Consider the following 20,299-nt stretch of genomic DNA (forward strand, 5'->3'; position numbering starts at 1 on the left):
CATGAAAAGCCCCGGCCTTGGCCGGGGCTTTTTGTTTGGGCGGATGTGGGAAATCATGGGCGCGAACCCCTATCAGGTTCAAGCGCCCGCACCGGCTGCCGCAGCACGGTCTTCAACCGCGCAGCGTCGGTCCTGCGCGGGTCGCCCAGGTAGATCTCGTGATGGGGGCCGGCGAAGGTGTAGCCCAGCGAAGGCATCAGTTCGTCGTGCAGATGGGCCAGGGCCGGACCCTCGTCATCGTAGGCGCCTACATGCAGGGTCTGCAGGCAGATGCCCTCCTCAATCACCTGATGGCGAAGACTGGCCGGTGCGTCGCCCAGTTTTTTCGCCGCCTTGGCGATGGCAGCCTCCAGCTGCTCTGGACGGATCCCGTCCGGCGTACGGATCATCACCGTCCACCTCCACTCATCCTTGCGGCGTTCCACAAAGCTCGACGGATCCTCTGCGGTCCAAAGCGCTTCCAGCGGTGGCACCACGTAGTCCCGGCCCTTGGCCTTCAGCGCGAACTTCAGTGCATAGCTGACCGAGTAGAGCCACTGCACCGCCTGCACATACGCGGGGGCGGTATTCGGATCCCCGTGGCCGTCGACCATCAGGTAGGGCAGGGGCGGTACGTCCACCGTCACGAACCGGCCCACCGGGGGCTGGTACAGCGCGCGATCGCGCTTCTTGAAGTCGATCTTGTCCATGGGCTTCCTCCAGCGCCGAGCATCCCATGCATTACCTTCGCAGGCATGCCTGAACATGTTCAGGCGACTTTGCCGAACACGGGCGGAGCAGCCGCCATCGCCCGATGCTAGGATGCCGCCCCCGGGTGTTCTGCCCGCCGCGCCTGCGCGGTGCGACAACGTGTCGCAGCCAGAAACGGGCCTTTCCTGCGCTCGATCATTGTCAATGCCTTTCTTAAATGGTGGGTGACGGCCTAAAATTGAAAGGCTGACTCGACCCCACCTCCCTACCTGTCTTCCGGACCGGTGGGACCGGCTTTGGCCGGAACAGGCAGGACGGGGAACGGCATTCCCTCGCAATTGGATCGACCGATGATTCCGTTGAAAACCCTTGGGCGCTGGTTGCGCCCGGGCCTGCTGCTGTCGTTGCTGGTGATGCTCACCGGCTGCGATGCCGTGGCCATCCTCAGTCCGAAGGGCCAGATCGGCCAGGATGAGAAGACCCTGCTGATCACGGCTACCGTGCTCATGCTGCTGGTCGTCATCCCGGTCATCATCATGACCCTGACCTTCGCGTGGAAGTATCGCGCCTCCAACACCAAGGCCCGTTACGAGCCGAAGTGGTCCCACTCGACGGCGATCGAGGTGGTGGTGTGGTCCATTCCCTGCATGATCGTGCTGGTACTGGCGGTCCTGACCTGGCGCTCGTCGCACGCACTGGACCCGTACAAGCCGCTGGAATCGGACGTCAAGCCGGTCACCATCGAGGCGATCTCGCTGGACTGGAAGTGGCTGTTCATCTATCCGGAAGAGAAGGTGGCGGTCGTCAACGAAATCAAGTTCCCGGTCAACACGCCGCTGAACTTCAAGATCACGTCCGATTCGGTGATGAATGCCTTCTTCATCCCGCACCTGGGCAGCATGATCTACTCGATGGCTGCGATGGAGACCAAGCTCCATCTGATCGCCAACGAGACCGGTGAATTCCCGGGCATGTCCTCGCACTACAGCGGCGCGGGCTTCGCCAAGATGCACTTCACCGCCTACTCGGTCACCGATGCCGAATACCGCCAGTGGCTGGACCAGGTCCGTGCCGGCGAGCAGACCCTGGACAAGGCCTCGTTCAAGGCGCTGGGTGAAGCACGCAACGCCGAGTGGTACCCGGTCACCTACTTCGGCAAGACCGAAGAAGGCCTGTTCGACTGGGTCATCGCCAAGCACATGGGCGACAACAAGCACTACGGCATGAAGCACTCGCACGCTGGTGCCGCCGCTGCCGATGCCGCCAGCCATGAAGCGCACGAGGGCCATGCCCCCAGTGACGCACATGATTCCAAGGAATCGGGTGAAAACCTGGATGCCAACGAACACGAACACGCGGGCCATGCCGGCCACGCGGGTTCGGGAGAATGAACATGTTGGGAAAACTCTCTCTTGAGTCGATCCCCCACGATCCAATCGTGCTGACCACCCTGGTCGGCGCGGTGCTGGGTGGCCTGGGCGTCATGGCCCTGATCACCAAGTTCAAGCTGTGGGGCTATCTGTGGAAGGAGTGGTTCACCTCGGTGGATCACAAGAAGATCGGCGTGATGTACCTCATCGTCGCCTTCGTCATGCTGCTGCGCGGTTTCTCCGACGCCATCATGATGCGTACCCAGCAGGCGCTCGCCGTCGGCGGGTCCGAGGGTTACCTGCCGCCGCACCACTACGATCAGATCTTCACCGCCCACGGCGTGATCATGATCTTCTTCGTGGCGATGCCGCTGATCACCGGCCTGATGAACCTGGCCGTGCCGCTGCAGATCGGTGCGCGCGACGTCGCGTTCCCGTTCGTCAACTCGCTCAGCTTCTGGCTGTTCGTGTCCGGTGCGGTACTGATCATGCTGTCGCTGTGGATCGGTGAGTTCGCCGCCACCGGCTGGCTGGCGTTCCCGCCGTTGTCGGGCATCGAATACAGTCCAAGCGTCGGCATGGACTACTACATCTGGGGTCTACAGGTCGCAGGCCTGGGTACCACGCTGAGCGGTATCAACTTCTTCATCACCATCCTGAAGATGCGTACCCCCAGCATGAAGCTGATGCAGATGCCGGTGTTCACCTGGACCGCCCTGGTGACCAACGTGCTGATCGTCGCCGCCTTCCCGGTGCTGACCATCACCCTGGTGCTGCTGACCCTGGACCGTTACCTGGGAACGCACTTCTTCACCAATGACGGTGGCGGCAACGCCATGCTGTACATCAACCTGATCTGGATCTGGGGTCACCCGGAGGTGTACATCCTGGTCCTGCCGGCGTTCGGTGTGTTCTCCGAAGTCATCGCGACCTTCTCGCGCAAGGCGCTGTTCGGCTACAAGGGCATGGTCTACGCCACCGCCTGCATCGGCGTGCTGTCGTTCATCGTGTGGCTGCACCACTTCTTCACCATGGGCTCGGGTGCCAACGTCAATGCCTTCTTCGGCATCACGACGATGATCATTTCGATCCCGACCGGCGTGAAGATCTTCAACTGGCTGTTCACCATGTTCCGCGGCCGCGTGCACTTCACCACCCCGGTGCTGTGGACCATCGGCTTCATGGTCACCTTCGTCATCGGCGGCATGACCGGTGTGATGCTGGCGATTCCGGCCATCGACTTCGTGCTGCACAACAGCCTGTTCCTGATCGCCCACTTCCACAACGTCATCATCGGCGGCGTGGTGTTCGGCATGTTCGCCGGCATCACCTACTGGTGGCCGAAGATGTTCGGCTTCCGCCTGAACGAGTTCTGGGGCAAGTGCGCGTTCTGGTGCTGGTTCATCGGCTTCTACGTGACCTTCATGCCGATGTACGTGCTGGGCTTCATGGGCATGACCCGCCGCCTGCAGAGCACGGTCAACCCGGCTTACGAGCCGCTGCTGCTGATCGCCGCCGCAGGTGCGTTCATCGTCGGTGCCGGCATCCTGTGCCAGATCATCCAGGTGGCCGTGTCGATCCGCGACCGCAAGAAGACCGTCGACCTGACCGGCGACCCGTGGGATGCCCGTACGCTGGAGTGGGAAACCTCTTCGCCGCCGGCCTTCTACAACTTCGGCACGCTGCCGGAAGTCACCGAGCTGGACGATTTCTGGGAGCGCAAGCAGCGTGGTGAAGCCTGGCCGAAGCCGGCCAAGTACACCGACATCCACATGCCGCGCAACACCGGCACGGGCGTTGTCATCGGTGCCTTCAGCCTGGTGTTCGGCTTCGCGATGATCTGGCACATCTGGTGGCTGGCCATCGTCGGCTTCGTCGGCATGATCGCCACGTTCATCTACCGCACCTTCGACCAGGACGTGGACTACTGGGTCCCGGCCGCCGAGGTGGAACGCATCGAGAACGAACACCGCAAGCACCTGGAAGCCCAGGGCCTGGTGAAGTCGGAGCTGAAGGCATGAGCACCAATACCTCGACCCTGAGCCACGGGCACGCCGCGCATGCGGCGGCCCATGGCCATGACGACCACGAGCACCACGACACCGGCGGCAACACCGTCTTCGGTTTCTGGGTGTACCTGATGAGCGACTGCCTCATCTTCGCTTCGCTGTTCGCCACCTACGTGGTGCTGGCGGGCGGTACCGATGGTGGCCCCACCGCGAAGGACCTGTTCGAACTGCCGTTCGTTGCATGGGAAACCGCGCTGCTGCTGACCTCGTCGCTGACCTTCGGCCTGGGCATGATCGCCATGCACCGCAAGCAGATGGGCCAGATGTACCTGTGGCTGGGCATCACCTGGCTGCTGGGCTTCGGCTTCATGTGCATGGAAGTGTGGGAGTTCCAGCACCTGATCCACCAGGGCTACGGTCCGGACCGCAGTGCCTTCCTGTCGGCGTTCTTTGCCCTGGTCGGTACCCACGGCCTGCACGTCAGCGCCGGCCTGCTGTGGCTGCTGGTGATGTTCGTGCAGCTGAAGAAGTACGGCCTGACCCCGACCAACAAGACCCGCATGGCGTGCCTGAGCCTGTTCTGGCACTTCCTGGACCTGATCTGGATCGGCGTGTTCTCCGTCGTCTACCTCAATGGAGCCCTGTAATGGCACATGACAACCATGCACACGACCACGGCACCGGCGGCGAAAGCCATGGCAGCGTGAAGTCGTACCTGATCGGCTTCGTGCTGGCGGTGGTGCTGACCGTCATCCCGTTCTGGATGGTGATGTCGGGTGATTTCTCGCGCACCGTCAACGGTGTGGTGATCGCGATCACCGCGGTGCTGCAGATGCTGGTCCACCTGGTGTTCTTCCTGCACCTGGACCGCTCTTCGGAAAGCCGCTGGAACGTCAACGCTGCGGCCTTCACCGTGGTGGTGATCGGCATCATCGTGGTCGGCACCCTGTGGGTCATGCACAACATGAACGTGCACATGATGCACTGACGTCTTCGCGACGTTGCCACGCAGAAAGGCCGCCCTCGGGCGGCCTTTCTGTTTGCCGTGGGGGGGGCGGCGAGGAACATCCACGCACGGCGTGGATCTCCTGATGAGGCGGGTGCGGAGCTTGCTCCGCACATCGGCTCAGCCCACCCGGCGCAGAAATTCCTCGGCGTCCATCGGTCGGCCCAGGTGGTAGCCCTGCAACTGGTCGCAGCCCAGTTCGCTCAGGTACTCGCGCTGCGCCTGCGTCTCCACGCCTTCGGCCACCACCTGCAGCTGCAGGGTGCGTCCCAGCGCGATGATCGACGAGACGATGGCGGCGTCCTCTTCATTGCATTCCAGGTCATGCACGAACGCGCGGTCGATCTTCAGTTCGGTGGCCGGCATGCGTTTCAGGTACAGCAGGCTGGAATAGCCCGTGCCGAAGTCGTCGATGGCAATGTGCACGCCCATCGCGGTCAGGTCGTTGAGGATCGCCAGGCTGGCGTCGACGTCCTTCATCGCCGTGGTCTCGGTGATCTCCAGGGTCAGCCGCGCCGGCTCGATGTGGTGCCGTTCGAGCACCCCGCGCACGCTGTCCAGAAGGGCCGGGGAGGAGAACTGCAAGGGCGACAGGTTCACTGCCATCGACCATTCGGCATGTCCGGCATCGTGCCACGCACGCAACTGCGCACAGGCGCGGTCCAGCACCCAGTCGCCGATCGGCAGGATCAGGCCGCTGCGTTCGGCAATGGGGATGAACACGTCCGGCGCCAGCAGGCCCAGCTCCGGATGCTGCCAGCGCAGCAGCGCCTCGGCGCCGGTGGCTGGCGCGCCCGCGGCCGGGAACTTGGGCTGGTAATGCAGGATCAGTTCATTGCGCATCACGGCCTTGCGCAGGTCCTGCAGCAGGCGCAGCTGACGGTTGGCACTGAGCTGCATCGATGGGGTGAAGAACGTATAGCCGTTCCGCCCGGTTTCCTTGGTGTGGTACATCGCAGCGTCGGCGTGTGCCATCAGCTCGCGCTCGTTGCCGGCGTCATCCGGGTACAGGGCGATGCCCAGGCTGGCGCTGACCTGCAGCTCGGCTGCATCCAGCAGGAACGGTTCGCCAGCCGCCGCGATGATCCGCTCGGCCACCACCACCGCATCGTCGGGAATATCGATGGCCAGCACGATCACGAACTCGTCGCCGCCGAGGCGGGCGAAGGTGTCCTGTGGACGCAGCAGGCCGCCGATACGCTGCGCCACCGCCACCAGCAGGCGGTCGCCGAGCTGGTGCCCGTAGGCATCGTTGACCGCCTTGAAGCCGTCCAGGTCGCAGAACATCACCGCCACTGCATGGTTGCGGCGCCGCGCCTTCTCGATGGCCTGCTCGATGCGATCCTGCAGCAGCATGCGGTTGGGCAGCTGGGTCAACGGGTCGTGCAGGGCGGCCTGGATCAGCTTGTTGTTGGCATGCGCCAGCGAATCGGCCAGCAACCCGGTGCGCACGCGCATCTGCCGGTCGAACAGCGAGGCGACCAGGGCGATACCCAGGGTGGCCACGGTGGTGACGATCACCAGTACCGCCAGCCAACGCGTGTCGATGCCACCGCTGCCGACCGCGCCGCAGATGCTGCCCTCCGGGAAGCGCGCCGCGGCCATGCCGGTGTAGTGCATGCCGACGATGGCCAGGCCCATCACCAGCGAGGCCAGCGCGCGCAGGAGGATGGTGTTGCGCTGTTCGGTGCGCAGGCGGAAGGCAATCCACAGCGCAGCACCGGCGGCGCCGATGGCCACCGCAATGGAGGCGGCGAACCAGCCCGGGTGATAGTCGATACCCGGCTGCATACGCATCGCGGCCATGCCGAGGTAGTGCATGGCGGCGATGCCCAGCCCCATCAGTACGGCGCCGGCCAGCAGCCGGCGCCAGGGCAGGCTGGGCCGTGACACCAGCCACAGTGCGTAGGCCGAAGCGCCGATCGAGACCGCCAGCGAATACAGGGTGATGCCGATGTCGTAGCCGACCGGGATCGGCAGGTCGAAGGCCAGCATGCCGATGAAATGCATCGACCAGATACCCAGGCCCATCGCCGCTGCACCGCCGGCCAGCCACCAGCGGGCCACGCGGCCCTCGGCCGTGGCCAGGCGGCCGGCCATGTCCAGCGCCGTGTACGAAGCAAGAATGGCCACCAGCAGGGAGATGGCGACCAGGCTCTGACTGTAACTGCCAGTCATGTTGAATCCAGAGGGGGAGGGAGGGGTGCCCGCAAGGCGCACGCCCGCGACAACTATCGGCGCGGGGGGGCGGGACTTGAGCGGTCGCAGCACCTGCGACCCGGCTCGGCTATCCTGCCACGCCTGTTCCCGTTGCTGGAAATCATCCAATGGCAAAAGCCCGCACCGCCTACGTCTGCAATGAATGCGGCGCCGAATTCAGCAAGTGGCAGGGCCAGTGCACCGAGTGCAACGCCTGGAACTCACTGTCGGAAATCGTGCTGGAGAGCGCGGCGGCCGCCAAGGCGCCGGCGTCGCGGCGGGCGGGCTGGGCCGGCAAGATCGACCCGCCGAAGATTACCGCGCTGAAGGACGTGGAGCAGACCGAGCACCGGCGGGTCACGACCGGCATCGGCGAGTTCGATCGTGTGCTCGGCGGCGGCCTGGTCGAGGGCGCGGTGGTGCTGGTCGGTGGCGACCCCGGCATCGGCAAGTCGACCCTGCTGCTGCAGGCGGTGGCGAAGATGGCGGCCGAGCTGCCGGTGCTGTACGTCACCGGCGAGGAGTCGCTGGCGCAGGTGGCTGGCCGCGCGCATCGCCTGGAGCTGCCACTGGATGGCGTCAATGCGCTGGCCGAGACCGGCGTCGAGTCGATCCTGCAGCATGCCTCCAAGGCCGGACCGCGGCTGATCGTGGCCGACTCCGTGCAGACCCTGTGGACCGAGAGCCTGACCGCCGCGCCGGGCTCGGTCAGCCAGGTACGCGAGAGCGCGGCGCGGCTGGTGCGCTTCGCCAAGGAGACCGGCACCGCCGTGTTCCTGGTCGGTCACGTGACCAAGGAGGGCGGCATCGCCGGCCCGCGCGTGCTCGAGCACATGGTCGATGCGGTACTGTATTTCGAAGGCGAGAGCGGCAGCCGCTTCCGCCTGCTGCGCGCCTTCAAGAACCGCTTCGGTGCGGTCAACGAGCTGGGCGTGTTCGCGATGAGCGACAAGGGCCTGAAGGAAGTCTCCAATCCGTCGGCGATCTTCCTGTCCGGTGGCAGCACCCATCAACCGGGCAGCTGTGTGATGGTCACCCGCGAGGGCACCCGGCCGCTGCTGGTGGAGGTGCAGGCGCTGGTCGATGCGTCGCCGCTGTCGAACCCGCGTCGTGTCGCGGTCGGCCTGGAGCAGAACCGGCTGGCCATGCTGCTGGCGGTGCTGCATCGCCACGGCGGTGTGCTGGTCGGCGATCAGGATGTGTTCGTCAACGTGGTCGGGGGCATTCGCGTGCAGGAGACCGCGGCCGACCTGCCGGTGCTGCTGGCGGTGCTGTCCTCGCTGCAGGATCGGCCGCTGGCGGAGAAGACCATTGCCTTCGGCGAAGTCGGCCTGTCCGGCGAGATCCGGCCGGTGCCCAATGGCGAAGACCGCCTGCGTGAGGCGGCCACCCATGGCTTCAAGCGCGCCATCGTGCCCAAGGCCAATGCGCCGAAGGGCGGTTCGGTGAAAGGCATGGAAGTGATCGCGGTGGAGCGCCTGTCCGAGGCCATCGACGCGGCGTGATGCCAGCACTGTAGAGCCGAGCCCACGCCCGGCTGCTTTCTGTAGCGTCGAGCCATGGTCGACGGGTGGTCGAACAGCAGCCGAGCATCGGCTCGGCTCTACACATGTCCAATGCAGCAACGGTCAGCTTCCCTGTGCTAGTTTTTCCCGCTCGACGAAGACGCCCTCTGGCGTCTTTCCGTGCCCAGGAGTAAACGATTACATGCAGGACACCGCGCTCACCGCCCCCAACGCCGAAATCCGTCGCGCCGGGGTCGATCTCAATGGACTGATGACGGTGCTGGGCAAGCACCTGTATTCCACCCCGGTGGTGGCGCTGCGTGAGCTGGTGCAGAACGCGCACGATTCGATCATCCGTCGCCGCATCGAGCAGCCCGGCATCGAAGTGCCTTCGCGCATTTCGGTGCAGGTCGATGCCGCCGCTGGCGTACTGCGCATCACCGACACCGGTGCCGGCCTGACCCGCCAGGAAATCCACGATTACCTGGCCACCGTCGGCGTCGGCTACACCCGTGGCCTGCGCCAGGGCGGCGAGGACGATGAAGGCCTGATCGGCATGTTCGGCCTCGGTTTCCTGTCGGCCTTCGTGCTTGCGCGCCGGGTCAGCGTGCGTACCACCTCGTACCAGACGCCGGATCTGGGGCACCTGTACGTGTCCAGCAATGCCGAGCAGTACACCGTCAGTGAGGTGCCGGCACGTGCGATCGGTACCGAGGTGGAACTGGAGCTGCATCCGGATTTCCTGCCGCTGGCCAACGAAGCGCGCCTGCACGAGGTGCTGGGCCGTTACTGTGCGCTGCTGTCCGAGCCGATCTTCATCGGCGCTGCGGGCGAGGCGCTCAATCCCGAGCCGCCGCCGTGGCGTGGGCAGGGGGATGTTGCTCTGCATCCGGTGCAGGCGCGCCGCCAGGCGCTGCAGTTCGCAGCGCGCTTCGAGCATGATTTCGAGCCGATCGTCACCGTGCCGTTGCGTGCCGATGGCAACAGCGATGCCACCGGCCTGCTGTGGGTGCAGGACGGCGCTACCTACGGCACCAGCGACAACCGCAACCTGTCGGTGTTCGTGCGCGGCATGCTGTTGGATGACGATGCGCGCGACCTGCTGCCGCCCTGGGCTGGGTTCATTGGCGGGGTGATCGAATCCTCGCGGCTGACGCCTACCGCCAGCCGCGAAGATCTGCAGCGCGACGACCAGTACCGCGCCGTGCAGCATGCGCTGCTGGAAGCGCTGATTGATGGCCTGGCCGACGTCGCGCGGCAGCAGCCGGAGGCCTGGCGACGCGTTCTCACGCGCCACAATGAGGCCTTGCTGGGCGCAGCGCTGTGCGATGATCGCCTGTTCGACCTGTTGCTGGAGCACGTGCGCGTGCCGACCTCGCAGGGCGACCTGCCGGCCAGTGCGCTGCCCGCACGTGGCGCCGTGCACGTGATCCTCGACAACGGCGGCGGCTTCGAGGAAATGCTGTTCCGCGCGATGGGCGTGCCGGTCGCGCACGGCCATCGCTATGCGGTGGTGCCGTTCCTGCGCCGTTGGGCCCAGGCCAAGGGCCTGCGCTTGGTTGAATTGGGGACCGAACAGGGCAACCGTGCACTGTTCCGCAGCGATGACAGCCTCGACGAGGCGCAGCTGGCATGGCTGCGCGAGCAGCTCGGTGACGGCGAACAGCTGCTGCCGGCACGCTTCAGCCCCGAGTCGCTGCCGGTGGTGGTGGTGCCCGACCGCGAAGCCGAGCTGAAGCAGCGCCTGGAAGACGACGAGAACGACAAGCGCGTTTCGATGGCCGCGCTGCGCCTGGCCCGGCAGTTCACCGCGCGCATCGAATCGCGCGCACCGTCGCGGCTGTACCTCAACCTCGACAACCCGGCCGTGCAGGCGCTGTTGCGCGCCCAGCGCGAGGGGCATCCACAGGCCGAAGCCGCAGCCCGCCTGCTGCGCTCACTGAAGATCATCGTCGCCGCGCAGGGCCGCCCGCTGGCACGCGCGAACACTACGCCCGGCCCGGATCTCAACGGCGCCTTTACCGATATCGCCGGTGCCCTGCAGCAGATGCTGCGCTGAGCACCGTACCTTCTCATCCAGCCTTCGCTAGACAGGAGCACTTACCCCATGGACATCTGGAACTGGGTCGAAAAACTGCAGGGTGACCTGCGCCAGGCGGGCCAGGCGCAGAACGCGCACCTGCTGAACCGTCTCGCCGACGAGGTGAGCGAACTGCGTGTCGACCGCGTCGACGCGCTGCTGCCTGAAGCGCGTGCGCTGGGCAAGGCGCTGGACAACCCGTGGGTCGACGTCTACGTCGGCCACTGGGCGCTGCGCAATCGCGTCGGCAACCGCGTCGAAGGCGAAAGCGCGCTGGGCGAAGCCGTGGCGCTGTTCGAGCGTGCGCATCGTGAGGACACGATGGAGTGCCCGCAGTCGATCTGCGTGACCCAGGATCTGGCTGCCTGCTACGGCAACATCGATGGCCCGGGCTGGGTTCCCGAACGTGTCGAGGTGTGCGATGAAACGCTTGCACGCATCGATCCAAGCTGGGCCTGCTTCCAGTGCCTGAGCTGCGAAAAGGCCGATGCGCTGCTGGATGATGGCCGCGGCCAGGATGCGCTGGATTACCTGCAGGTGCAGTCGGATGCGATCGAGGCCTGCGGCAAGGAAGTGTTCGACAGCTTCCCGGAAATGCAGATCAAGATCCTGCTGGGCATGGGCCGCGCCGAAGAAGCGCTGTTGCTGATCGAGAAGCGAGAGGCCGAAGTGGCCGCGTCGGGCGAGTACGAGCCGGCCAACTGCACGGTGCCGCGCCGCCTGTCCAAGGCATGGGCGCTGGCCCAGCTGGGCCGCGACGAAGAGGCCGTGCAGCAGCTGGTGCCGTGGAGCGAACTGACGCCTACCTACTGGCGACTGTGGGCGAACACGGCCGTAGCGCTGTGCCGGCGCGATCCTGCACGCAATACCTGGGATCTGGGCACGCGCTTCAACATCATCATCGAACATTTTGCCGAGGTTGGCTCGCACCGCCTGCTGATCGAAGTTGCTGCGCTGAGCCTTGAACTGGCGCTGCAGCGAGGTGCACGCTGGGTGGCATTGCGCCAGCTGGAACTGGCGCGTACCCATCTGGCGCAGCTGCGCCAGGACCGTGGTGCGGCAGCATTGGTGGCCGACCTGGCCGCGCGTATCGATGCATTGCCTGACGTTGCGCCGCTGCCGGTGCCGGCCAGCGAACTGCTGGCCTGGCTGAACGAGCAGGGGGAGCAGAACCAGTCGCGCGATCCGGAGCGCGAGGCCCAGTGGCTGCTGCAGGCACAGGCGCAGCTGCCCGATGACGAGGCGCTGGCTGAGATGGCTGCCTCGGCATTGAGCGCCTGTGGTGCGCAGGCGGAAGCGCGCGCATTGCTGTGGCGATTCGTGCGCGCACACGATCAGGATGATGGCCCGGCCGCCTACACGCTGATGCGCTGGCTGACCGAGCAGGGCGACGACGAGGGCCTGCGTCAGCTGGCCGGGATCTACCGTGGCAGCGTGCCGGTGTTCGCGCACTGGTGCGAGGTGCAGCGTGCACGTCGCGTGTCCGATTGGCCGGCGCTGGAGCAGGCCGCGCAGGCGCTGCTGGCCGCCTCGCCGGGTTCGCACGGCGCGCGGGGCATGCTGGCGCGCATGTACATGGAAACCGGCCGTTTCCGTGAAGCACAGGCCTGCTATGCGCAGCTGGTGGAGCTGCTGGAGGAACCCAACGCCGCGCACTGGGACCACATGAGTGCGGCCAGCGCGGCACGCGACTGGGATGCGGTGCGCCGCTCGGCGGCGGCGATCGGCATGGAGTTGTCCAGCCAGGATGGCGTGGTCGAGGAGCCGTGGGGCTGGGTGATCATCCGCAGTGAAGAGAATGGCGAGCCGATGGAGTACTACGCCCGTCGCAGTGGCCCGGTGACCGCACGCATCGTCGAGAACGCACCGGCCAACCGTGCCCAGCAGGTCGGCGACTGGGTGGTGTTTGATGCCGCGCTGGTGCACCCGGCACCGGAGGAAGAAGAGGCCCGCGAGCACTTCATTCCGACCTATGCGCAGGTCCATGTGCTGGAACGCGGTGGTTTTGCCCGCAGCTGGCTGGTCGATGGCGCGCACCCGGGCGAAGAAGCCTGGAACGCCTTCGTCGAGGCGGCTGAAGCACAGGGTTGGAAGGTGTGGTCGCACAGCCGCGCGGACTACACCGTGACCGACCCCGACATGGAGGGAGGCACCCTGCCGGGCGTGCTGTTCACCGTTGCGCAGCCGCAGGACCACGCACCGCTGGCGCTGCACCGCTTCCTGCAGCAGGAGACCGCGAAGTGGCCGCACCCACACTGCTGGCTGCGGCTGGCCGAAGCCTGCGACCAGGACCGCCAGCCGCATCTGGATGTGATCGAGCGTTACGGGTTGTAAGTAGAGCCGAGCCTGCGCTCGGCTTATGCTGGAACGCAGCCGAGCATGGGCTCGGCTCTACAACAGATCGCCATCACGACCAAAGGGATTGGACATGCGAAAGACAGGGATGTTGATGATTGCCGGCCTGCTGCTGGCGCCAGCAGCACAGGCCGCGCCCGCCTGCCAAGAACCAGTGGTTGTGGCCCGCGCGTTCTACGAAGCGACGACGGGCGATGGCGACCTGCTGGAACCGCCGCCCGCGCTGGTCAGCCCCGGCTTCGGCAAGGCCCTGCGCGGCGAGCGCGCCTGCCAGCAGCGCGAAGAGGGCATCTGCACGATCGATTCCGATCCGTGGCTGGATGCGCAGGACGGCGACATCGAAACCCCGGTGCGTTACAGCTGGAAAGAGGCGTCGGCCACCGCCGGCGAGGTCGAGATGCGCTATTCGGTTTGGAAGAAGGCCTACGTGACCCGTCTATCGATGGTGCGTCAGGGGCAGGGCTGCTGGCAGGTCGATGACATCCTCACCAACAGCGGCCGTTCGGTGCGGAGGATCCTGGCCCAGCCTTGACGTTAGCGCCGGTGGGTGCCGACCGTTGGTCGGCACACCGCCTATCGCGAATGCCCGAACACCAGCTCGATCACGAACTGGCTGCCGAAGAACGCCAGCAGCAGCAACAACATCGCCGCCAGCGTCCAGTGCACCGCCTTCATGCCGCGCCAGCCGTAGCGGCGGCGGCCGATCAGCAGCACGCCGAACACGATCCACGACAGCACGCTCAGCACGGTCTTGTGTACCAGCTTCTGTGCCAGCAGGTCGTCGACGAACAGCACGCCGGTGACCAGGGTCAGGGTCAGCAGCGCGAAGCCGACGGTGATCACCCGGAACAGCAGTGATTCCAGGTCGGCCAGCGGCGGCAGCGCCCGCAGCCACGGGCGGAACTCGCGGCGACGCAGTGCGCGCTCCTGCAGCCACAGCATGATCGCCAGCAGCGCGGCGATGCTCAGCGTGGCGTAGGCCAGCAGCGCCAGCCAGGCGTGGCTGGCCAGGCGCCAGCCCAGCACTTTGCTCGGTTCGTGGCCGTAGCCGTGGTAGGCCAGCAGCAGTACCGCGGCCAGTGGGAACACCACCACGCCCAGCGCCGACATGCGGCCGCGCGCGCCCACCAGCGAGGTCAGCCAGGCCATGCCCAGGCCGACCAGCGACAGCGCGGCGAAGAAGTGCATGTCCGGCCCGCCCGTGGTACGCATCGCCACCATCACGTGGTAACCGCCATGCAGCAGCATCGCCGGCAGGGCCGGCCACAACCAGATGGGCGAGCCGGAGGTTTCATCGCGGCCGAGCGCGCGCACCAGCAGGGCACTGGCAGCCAGGTAGAGCAGGACGGCGATGAGAACGATTGTCATCGTTGCAGTTTCGCATACCCCTGCGGTGGTGGCGACGGCCCCGTGGCCGCAGTCCGGGGAGACAGTCGGACCCGTTATACTGTCTGCCTTATTGTCCCCCGCTTTCAGACAGGTTGCGTCGCATGTTCGAGTCCCTGACCCAGCGCCTTTCCGGCACCATCGAGCGCCTGCGTGGCCGTGGCCGCCTGACCGAGGAGAACATCCGCGAGGCGACCCGCGAGGTCCGCATCGCGCTGCTCGAGGCCGACGTTGCGTTGCCGGTGGTGCAGGCCCTGATCGAGCGCATCAAGGTGCGTGCGGTCGGTCAGGAAGTGCTGAAGTCGCTGACCCCGGGCCAGGCGCTGATCAAGGTCGTGCGCGACGAGCTGACCGCGGTGATGGGCGCCGAAGCCAGCGACCTGAACCTCAATGTGCCCGCGCCGGCCATCATCCTGATGGCGGGCCTGCAGGGCGCCGGCAAGACCACCACGGTGGGCAAGCTGGCCAAGCACCTGAAGGAAAAGCGCAAGAAGAAGGTGATGGTGGTCTCGGCCGACGTCTACCGTCCGGCCGCGATCGAACAGCTGAAGACCCTGGCCGAGCAGGTCGGCGTGCTGTTCTTCCCGTCCAGTGCCGACCAGAAGCCGGAAGCCATCGTCCGTGCCGCCATCGACGACGCGCGCAAGTCGTTCGTCGACGTGCTGCTGGTCGATACCGCCGGCCGCCTGGCCATCGACGAAGCGATGATGGCCGAGATCAAGGCCCTGCACGCTGCGGTGAACCCGGCCGAAACCCTGTTCGTGGTCGACGCTATGACCGGCCAGGACGCGGCCAACACCGCCAAGGCCTTCGGCGACGCCCTGCCGCTGACCGGCGTGGTGCTGACCAAGACCGACGGTGACGCCCGTGGCGGTGCCGCACTGAGCGTGCGCTACATCACCGGCAAGCCGATCAAGTTCGTCGGTGTCAGCGAAAAGCCGGAAGGCCTGGACGTGTTCCACCCGGACCGTATCGCCAGCCGCATCCTCGACATGGGCGATGTGCTGTCGCTGGTCGAGCAGGTCGAACAGCAGGTCGACAAGGACAAGGCCGCCAAGCTGGCCGAGAAGGTCGCCAAGGGCAAGAAGTTCGACCTGAACGACATGCGTGACCAGCTCGAGCAGATGCAGAACATGGGCGGCATCGGCGGCCTGATGGACAAGCTGCCGGGCCTGGGCAACATCCCCGACCATCTGAAGCAGCAGGTCAGCCAGGGCAAGGAAGTGCCGCGCATGATCGCCATCATCAACTCGATGACGAAGAAGGAACGGCGCAATCCGAACCTGCTGAACGGCTCGCGCCGCGCGCGCATCGCCAAGGGCTCGGGCGTGACTCCGGCCGACGTCAACAAGCTGATGAAGCAGTACATGCAGATGGAAAAGATGATGAGCAAGATGGCTGGCGGCGGCATGAAAGGCATGCTGCGCAGCATGAAGGGCATGATGGGCGCCATGGGCGGCCGCGGCATGCCGTTCCGTTGATGCAGCGACGGGGCCGGCGCGCATTGCGACGCGGCCCCGGTCACAATGACTGGCGTATGCTGGATGGCGACTTCTCCAACAGGTATGTCGCGTGAATGCATCGCCGATTCTTGAACGCGCCGACACCTTCTGTCGGCGTTTTTCATTGCAGCTTCCGATCCTGCTGGCACCGATGGCCGGTGCCTGCCCGGTGCCGCTGTCGGCTGCGCTGGCCAATGCCGGCAGCATGGGTGCGATGGGCGCGGTGCTGTCGTCATCTGCCGATATCGGTCGCTGGATGGAGGACTTCCGCGCGACCTCCACCGGCCCGGCACAGGTGAACCTGTGGGTGCCGGATCCGGTGCCGACCCGTGACGTTGCCGCCGAGGCCGCCAGCCGCGCCTTCCTCGCGCAGTGGGGCCCGGACGTGCCGGCCAGCGCCGCCGATGCCACGCCCGCCGACTTCGAAGAACAGTTCGCCGCACTGCTGGCCGCACGCCCGGCGGTGGCCTCGACCATCATGGGTGTGTTGCTGCCGCGCCACGTGCAGCAGTTGAAGGATGCCGGCATTGCCTGGATCGCCTGCGCGACCACCTTGTCCGAAGCGCGTGCAGCACAGGACGCCGGTGCCGATGCGGTGGTGGCGCAGGGCATGGAAGCGGGTGGCCATCGCGGTGCGTTCGATCCGGCGATGGCCGAGCGCCAGCTGGTCGGCCTGTTCGCGCTGCTGCCGCGCCTGGCCGATCACCTGCAGATTCCGGTGATTGCCGCCGGCGGTATCGCCGATGGCCGCGGTATCGCGGCCGCGCTCACGCTGGGGGCCAGCGCGGTGCAGATCGGCACCGCGTTCCTGCGCACGCCGGAAGCGGCGATCGCCTCGGCGTGGGCCGATGGGCTGGCTGCCAGCGAACCGGAAGACACCTGGCCGACCCGTGCCTTCAGCGGTCGTCTGGGCCGTGGTCTGGCGACACCCTACGTGCGCGCCGCCGCCGCAGAAGGCGCCCCGGCGCCGCGTCCGTACCCGGTGCAGCGCGGCCTGACCGCGCCGATGCGCAAGCAGGCCGTGCAGGAAAACCGCCTGGCCGCGATGCAGGCCTGGGCCGGGCAGTCCGCGTGGATGGCGCCGGCACAGCCGGCCGCAGACGTGCTGCGCGGCATGTGGAGCCAGGCGCAGGCACTGCTGCGATGACGGTGACCTGCAACGGCCTGCCGGCACAGGTCGAGGATCTGCTGCCGGCGTTGGTCAACTACGGCCATTTCACCTCGCTGCAGGTGCGCGGCCACGCGGTGCAGGGACTGGACCTGCATCTGGCGCGGCTGTCGCATGCCACGCGCGAGCTGTTCGGTAGCGAGCTGGATATGGCGCAGGTGCGGGCTTGGATGGTGCAGGCACTGCGGCAAGCGGGGCAGGGCGATGCCTCGTTGCGGGTGACGGTGTATTCGCGCCACTTCGATTTCCGCAATCCGCTGGCGGCGGTGCCCGTGGACGTGCTGGTGGCGGCGTCCGCGCCGGTGACGCTGACCGCCTCCAAGCGTGTGCGCAGCGTGGCCTGGCAGCGTGAACTGCCGCAGATCAAACATGTGGGCACCTTCGGCCTGTTCGCCGAGCGCCGCGCGGCGATGGCGGAAGGATTCGACGATGTGCTGTTCGTGACCGCCGATGGCCACGTGAGTGAAGGCAGCACCTGGAACCTGGCCGTGCACGATGGTGAACGGCTGCTCTGGCCGCAGGCGCCGGCCCTGCGCGGGACCGCCGAGGCGCTGCTGAAGCAGCATTGGCCGGGGGCGCAGGCCACGCAGCCATTGCGGCTGGCGGATATGGCCGGCGTGAAAGCCGCTTTTGCCTGCAACGCCAGCGGTCTGTGGGCGCTGGAGGCCGTCGACGGGCATGTCCTGCCCGGCTCGCAGGCACTGGCTGAACAGGGCAGAGCGGTGCTTGCGGCGGTGGCTTGGGACGGTTTGGGGTGAAAAGCCCGCCGGGCATGGCCCAGCACTACCGTGAAGGCTGGTCACCCATGGGGTTGGCTCGGCCGGGCTCTGCCGCTATAATCGCCCGCTTACCTCGCCATCCTGGCGACTGGGCAATAGGAAAAACACCATGGTCAAGATTCGACTGACCCGCGGCGGCGCCAAGAAGCGTCCGTTCTACCACATCATCGTCACCGACGTGCGCAGCGCGCGCGACGGCCGCAACATCGAGCGCGTTGGCTTCTACAACCCGGTCGCCCAGGGCGCCGAGAAGCGCATCGAGCTGGACCTGGCCCGCGTTGACCATTGGGTCAAGAACGGCGCCCAGCCGACCGACAAGGTCCGCAACCTGATCAAGGAAGCGACCAAGTCCCAGGCCGCTGCGGCCTGATCCTGACGGGCCACGCTTCGGCGTGGCCCTCTTGGTTGAAGCAGATGAAAGATATCGAGCGCCGCATCCTGCTGGGCAGGGTTGTCGGCGCTTTTGGTGTGCGCGGCGAGATCAAGCTCGAGTCCTGGACCGAGCCACGTTCCGCCATTTTCCGTTACCAGCCGTGGATCGTGCGCAGCCCGTCCGGCGTGGAAACCACGATTGAAGGTGTACGCGGCCGCGACAGCGGCAAGCACCTGGTCGCCCGTTTCCCCGGCGTCGAGGACCGCGATACCGTCGAAGCGATGCACGGCACCGAGATCTACGTGGCCCGCAGTGCATTGCCGCCGCCGAAGCCGGACGAGTACTACTGGGTGGACCTGGAAGGCCTGGATGTGAAGACCACCGAGGGCGTTGCCCTGGGCCAGGTCTCGCATCTGTTCAGCACCGGCGCCAACGACGTGGTGGTGGTCCGGGGTGACCGCGAGCGGATGATTCCGTTCGTGCAGCCGGACTTCGTCAAATCGGTCGACTTCGAGGCCAACCTGGTCGTGGTCGACTGGGATCCCGAGTTCTGAGTGTGAGCATGCGTTTCGACGTCATCACCCTGTTTCCCGAGTTCCTCGCCCAGTCCGCCGGATTGGGCGTGGTCGGGCGCGCGCAGGAGAAGGGGTTGTTCAGCCTGCATGGCTGGAACCCCCGTGATTACGCCGAAGGCAACTACCGCCGGGTGGACGATCGTCCGTTCGGTGGTGGCCCGGGCATGGTGATGCTGATCGAGCCGCTGCAGGCCTGCCTGCAGGCGATCCGCGATGCTGATACGACGCCGGCACGGGTGATCTACCTCAGCCCGCAGGGCGCGCCGTTGACCCAGGCCAAGGTGCGGGAACTAGCGGCCCTGCCGCGCATGGTCCTGCTCTGCGGCCGCTACGAGGGCATCGACGAGCGTTTCCTGGAAGCCAATGTCGACGAGGAGATTTCCCTCGGCGACTATGTGCTGTCCGGTGGCGAGCTGGGCGCGGCGGTCATCATCGACGCCGTGGCCCGCCTGCAGGACGGTGCCCTGAATGACGCGGAATCGGCGGCGCAGGACAGCTTCGAGGGCGACCTCGGCCTGCTCGACTGCCCGCATTACAGCCAGCCGGCCCAGCACCCGCTGGGTGACGTGCCGGAGGTGCTGCGCTCGGGCAACCACGCGGCCATCGCGGCCTGGCGCCGCCAGCAGTCGCTGGTCCGTACCGCCCAGCGACGCCCGGACCTGCTGGATGAACAGGCGCTGGGCAAGGCCGACCGCAAACTGCTGGACCAGGCCCGCCAAGCCCCGAAACACAAGGCCAGCCCCTAGCGCAGGGCTGGCTTTATCGGCTATCATGGCCAATTCCCGTCGACCCCGGTCGGCGCGCGCAGTACCCAAAACAAACGTGCAGCACAGTCCGGTGACTGCATGAGCCTACGTTGTCGATACGACACGCCCACCCGAACAAGAATCGGTGTAACCCATGAGCAAGCTGAACAAGTCCATCGTCGCGGAATTCGAATCCGCCCAGATCACCCGTGAACTGCCGAAGTTCAGCCAGGGCGACACCGTTGTCGTCAACGTGAAGGTGAAGGAAGGCAGCCGCGAGCGCGTGCAGGCCTACGAAGGCGTTGTCATCGCCACCAAGAATGCTGGCCTGAACTCCTCGTTCACCGTCCGCAAGATCTCGCACGGCTACGGCGTCGAGCGCGTGTTCCAGACCCACAGCGCCATCATCGACTCGGTCGAAGTGAAGCGTCGTGGTAAGGTCCGCGCCGGCAAGCTGTACTACCTGCGTGGCCTGGAAGGCAAGGCTGCCCGCATCAAGGAAGACCTGGCTGCCGCTGCTGCCGCCAAGGCTGCCCGTCTGGCCGAAAAGGCCTGA

At 66.2% G+C, this 20,299-nt stretch carries 18 protein-coding genes; 15 read left to right on the forward strand and 3 right to left on the reverse strand.

Going from position 1 to position 20,299, the window contains the following annotated elements; translation table 11 throughout:
• Positions 1-53: 53 nt before the first annotated feature.
• Positions 54-689, reverse strand: coding sequence for a GyrI-like domain-containing protein (locus AC5P6E_RS14940; RefSeq protein WP_010483289.1), 636 nt, complete (start codon positions 687-689; stop codon positions 54-56).
• 351 nt (positions 690-1,040) lie between these two features.
• On the opposite strand from AC5P6E_RS14940, the gene cyoA reads away from it, so the two are divergent.
• Genes cyoA through cyoD form a run of 4 tightly spaced genes read left to right on the forward strand, consistent with a single transcriptional unit; the run spans position 1,041 to position 5,057 of the window.
• Positions 1,041-2,081 carry a ubiquinol oxidase subunit II gene (gene cyoA / locus AC5P6E_RS14945; protein WP_049455618.1) on the forward strand — a complete coding sequence of 347 codons (1,041 nt, stop codon included), beginning with the start codon at positions 1,041-1,043 and terminating at the stop codon, positions 2,079-2,081.
• Positions 2,082-2,083: 2 nt separating this feature from the next.
• Positions 2,084-4,081 (forward strand): cytochrome o ubiquinol oxidase subunit I, encoded by a 1,998-nt coding sequence (cyoB, locus tag AC5P6E_RS14950; RefSeq protein WP_005408582.1) that lies wholly within the window; start codon positions 2,084-2,086, stop codon positions 4,079-4,081.
• A complete protein-coding gene (gene cyoC, locus AC5P6E_RS14955; RefSeq protein ID WP_005408583.1) occupies positions 4,078-4,716 on the forward strand; it encodes a cytochrome o ubiquinol oxidase subunit III in 639 nt (212 codons plus the stop codon). The genes cyoB and cyoC overlap by 4 nt, the downstream gene beginning before the upstream one ends.
• Positions 4,716-5,057 (forward strand): cytochrome o ubiquinol oxidase subunit IV, encoded by a 342-nt coding sequence (gene cyoD / locus AC5P6E_RS14960; protein WP_010483279.1) that lies wholly within the window; start codon positions 4,716-4,718, stop codon positions 5,055-5,057. The genes cyoC and cyoD overlap by 1 nt, the downstream gene beginning before the upstream one ends.
• 138 nt (positions 5,058-5,195) lie before the next feature.
• On the opposite strand, the gene AC5P6E_RS14965 is transcribed toward cyoD, so the two are convergent.
• On the reverse strand, positions 5,196-7,253 hold the full coding sequence (locus AC5P6E_RS14965; RefSeq protein ID WP_329834505.1) for a putative bifunctional diguanylate cyclase/phosphodiesterase: 2,058 nt from the start codon (positions 7,251-7,253) through the stop codon (positions 5,196-5,198).
• Between the two features lie 149 nt (positions 7,254-7,402).
• Between AC5P6E_RS14965 and radA the strand changes: the two genes are divergently transcribed.
• From radA to AC5P6E_RS14985, 4 genes are all read left to right on the forward strand, one after another.
• Positions 7,403-8,779 carry a DNA repair protein RadA gene (radA, locus tag AC5P6E_RS14970; protein WP_019336791.1) on the forward strand — a complete coding sequence of 459 codons (1,377 nt, stop codon included), beginning with the start codon at positions 7,403-7,405 and terminating at the stop codon, positions 8,777-8,779.
• A gap of 202 nt (positions 8,780-8,981) precedes the next feature.
• Positions 8,982-10,838: an ATP-binding protein gene (locus AC5P6E_RS14975; RefSeq protein WP_019336790.1), complete on the forward strand. Its 1,857-nt coding sequence runs from the start codon at positions 8,982-8,984 to the stop codon at positions 10,836-10,838.
• A gap of 48 nt (positions 10,839-10,886) precedes the next feature.
• A complete protein-coding gene (locus tag AC5P6E_RS14980; protein ID WP_019336789.1) occupies positions 10,887-13,193 on the forward strand; it encodes a tetratricopeptide repeat protein in 2,307 nt (768 codons plus the stop codon).
• Between the two features lie 94 nt (positions 13,194-13,287).
• Positions 13,288-13,746 carry a YqhG/Tai3 family protein gene (locus AC5P6E_RS14985; RefSeq protein ID WP_019336788.1) on the forward strand — a complete coding sequence of 153 codons (459 nt, stop codon included), beginning with the start codon at positions 13,288-13,290 and terminating at the stop codon, positions 13,744-13,746.
• A gap of 41 nt (positions 13,747-13,787) precedes the next feature.
• Here the strand turns inward: AC5P6E_RS14985 and AC5P6E_RS14990 are convergent, their stop codons facing one another.
• The gene (locus tag AC5P6E_RS14990) at positions 13,788-14,582 is read right to left on the reverse strand and encodes a cytochrome C assembly family protein (protein ID WP_019336787.1); all 795 of its coding nucleotides are present in this window, start codon (positions 14,580-14,582) and stop codon (positions 13,788-13,790) included.
• A gap of 122 nt (positions 14,583-14,704) precedes the next feature.
• Here AC5P6E_RS14990 and ffh point away from each other — a divergent pair, with 122 nt between their 5' ends.
• The 7 genes from ffh to rplS all read left to right on the forward strand — a co-directional run bounded on the left by ffh (position 14,705) and on the right by rplS (position 20,299).
• Complete coding sequence (gene ffh / locus AC5P6E_RS14995) at positions 14,705-16,081, forward strand: signal recognition particle protein (RefSeq protein WP_010483267.1); 1,377 nt, start codon at positions 14,705-14,707, stop codon at positions 16,079-16,081.
• Between the two features lie 91 nt (positions 16,082-16,172).
• Entirely contained in the window at positions 16,173-17,249 is a 1,077-nt protein-coding gene (locus AC5P6E_RS15000) for an NAD(P)H-dependent flavin oxidoreductase (protein ID WP_043396676.1), read from the forward strand.
• Positions 17,246-18,028, forward strand: a complete 783-nt coding sequence (locus tag AC5P6E_RS15005; RefSeq protein WP_019337558.1) for an aminotransferase class IV — start codon at positions 17,246-17,248, stop codon at positions 18,026-18,028. Before AC5P6E_RS15000 ends, AC5P6E_RS15005 begins: the two co-directional genes overlap by 4 nt.
• 130 nt (positions 18,029-18,158) lie before the next feature.
• Entirely contained in the window at positions 18,159-18,419 is a 261-nt protein-coding gene (gene rpsP, locus AC5P6E_RS15010) for a 30S ribosomal protein S16 (protein ID WP_005415733.1), read from the forward strand.
• Positions 18,420-18,463: 44 nt separating this feature from the next.
• Positions 18,464-18,976, forward strand: a complete 513-nt coding sequence (gene rimM / locus AC5P6E_RS15015) for a ribosome maturation factor RimM (protein WP_010483256.1) — start codon at positions 18,464-18,466, stop codon at positions 18,974-18,976.
• A gap of 8 nt (positions 18,977-18,984) precedes the next feature.
• Positions 18,985-19,743, forward strand: coding sequence for a tRNA (guanosine(37)-N1)-methyltransferase TrmD (gene trmD / locus AC5P6E_RS15020; protein WP_010483254.1), 759 nt, complete (start codon positions 18,985-18,987; stop codon positions 19,741-19,743).
• Positions 19,744-19,897: 154 nt separating this feature from the next.
• Positions 19,898-20,299 carry a 50S ribosomal protein L19 gene (gene rplS / locus AC5P6E_RS15025; protein WP_005408597.1) on the forward strand — a complete coding sequence of 134 codons (402 nt, stop codon included), beginning with the start codon at positions 19,898-19,900 and terminating at the stop codon, positions 20,297-20,299.

It is taken from the genome of Stenotrophomonas sp. YJH_SMC_16, from assembly GCF_059367875.1.

What these genes read in the sequence shown, in the direction of transcription:
- rpsP (WP_005415733.1), top strand. Translation starts at nt 18,159, where the DNA reads ATGGTCAAGATTCGACTGACCCGCGGCGGCGCCAAGAAGCGTCCGTTC.
- radA (WP_019336791.1), top strand. Translation starts at nt 7,403, where the DNA reads ATGGCAAAAGCCCGCACCGCCTACGTCTGCAATGAATGCGGCGCCGAA.
- cyoA (WP_049455618.1), top strand. Translation starts at nt 1,041, where the DNA reads ATGATTCCGTTGAAAACCCTTGGGCGCTGGTTGCGCCCGGGCCTGCTG.
- AC5P6E_RS14965 (WP_329834505.1), bottom strand. Translation starts at nt 7,253, where the DNA reads ATGACTGGCAGTTACAGTCAGAGCCTGGTCGCCATCTCCCTGCTGGTG.
- AC5P6E_RS14940 (WP_010483289.1), bottom strand. Translation starts at nt 689, where the DNA reads ATGGACAAGATCGACTTCAAGAAGCGCGATCGCGCGCTGTACCAGCCC.
- cyoB (WP_005408582.1), top strand. Translation starts at nt 2,084, where the DNA reads ATGTTGGGAAAACTCTCTCTTGAGTCGATCCCCCACGATCCAATCGTG.
- AC5P6E_RS15005 (WP_019337558.1), top strand. Translation starts at nt 17,246, where the DNA reads ATGACGGTGACCTGCAACGGCCTGCCGGCACAGGTCGAGGATCTGCTG.
- AC5P6E_RS14980 (WP_019336789.1), top strand. Translation starts at nt 10,887, where the DNA reads ATGGACATCTGGAACTGGGTCGAAAAACTGCAGGGTGACCTGCGCCAG.
- trmD (WP_010483254.1), top strand. Translation starts at nt 18,985, where the DNA reads ATGCGTTTCGACGTCATCACCCTGTTTCCCGAGTTCCTCGCCCAGTCC.
- rimM (WP_010483256.1), top strand. Translation starts at nt 18,464, where the DNA reads ATGAAAGATATCGAGCGCCGCATCCTGCTGGGCAGGGTTGTCGGCGCT.
- rplS (WP_005408597.1), top strand. Translation starts at nt 19,898, where the DNA reads ATGAGCAAGCTGAACAAGTCCATCGTCGCGGAATTCGAATCCGCCCAG.
- AC5P6E_RS14990 (WP_019336787.1), bottom strand. Translation starts at nt 14,582, where the DNA reads ATGACAATCGTTCTCATCGCCGTCCTGCTCTACCTGGCTGCCAGTGCC.
- AC5P6E_RS14975 (WP_019336790.1), top strand. Translation starts at nt 8,982, where the DNA reads ATGCAGGACACCGCGCTCACCGCCCCCAACGCCGAAATCCGTCGCGCC.
- ffh (WP_010483267.1), top strand. Translation starts at nt 14,705, where the DNA reads ATGTTCGAGTCCCTGACCCAGCGCCTTTCCGGCACCATCGAGCGCCTG.
- cyoC (WP_005408583.1), top strand. Translation starts at nt 4,078, where the DNA reads ATGAGCACCAATACCTCGACCCTGAGCCACGGGCACGCCGCGCATGCG.
- AC5P6E_RS14985 (WP_019336788.1), top strand. Translation starts at nt 13,288, where the DNA reads ATGCGAAAGACAGGGATGTTGATGATTGCCGGCCTGCTGCTGGCGCCA.
- cyoD (WP_010483279.1), top strand. Translation starts at nt 4,716, where the DNA reads ATGGCACATGACAACCATGCACACGACCACGGCACCGGCGGCGAAAGC.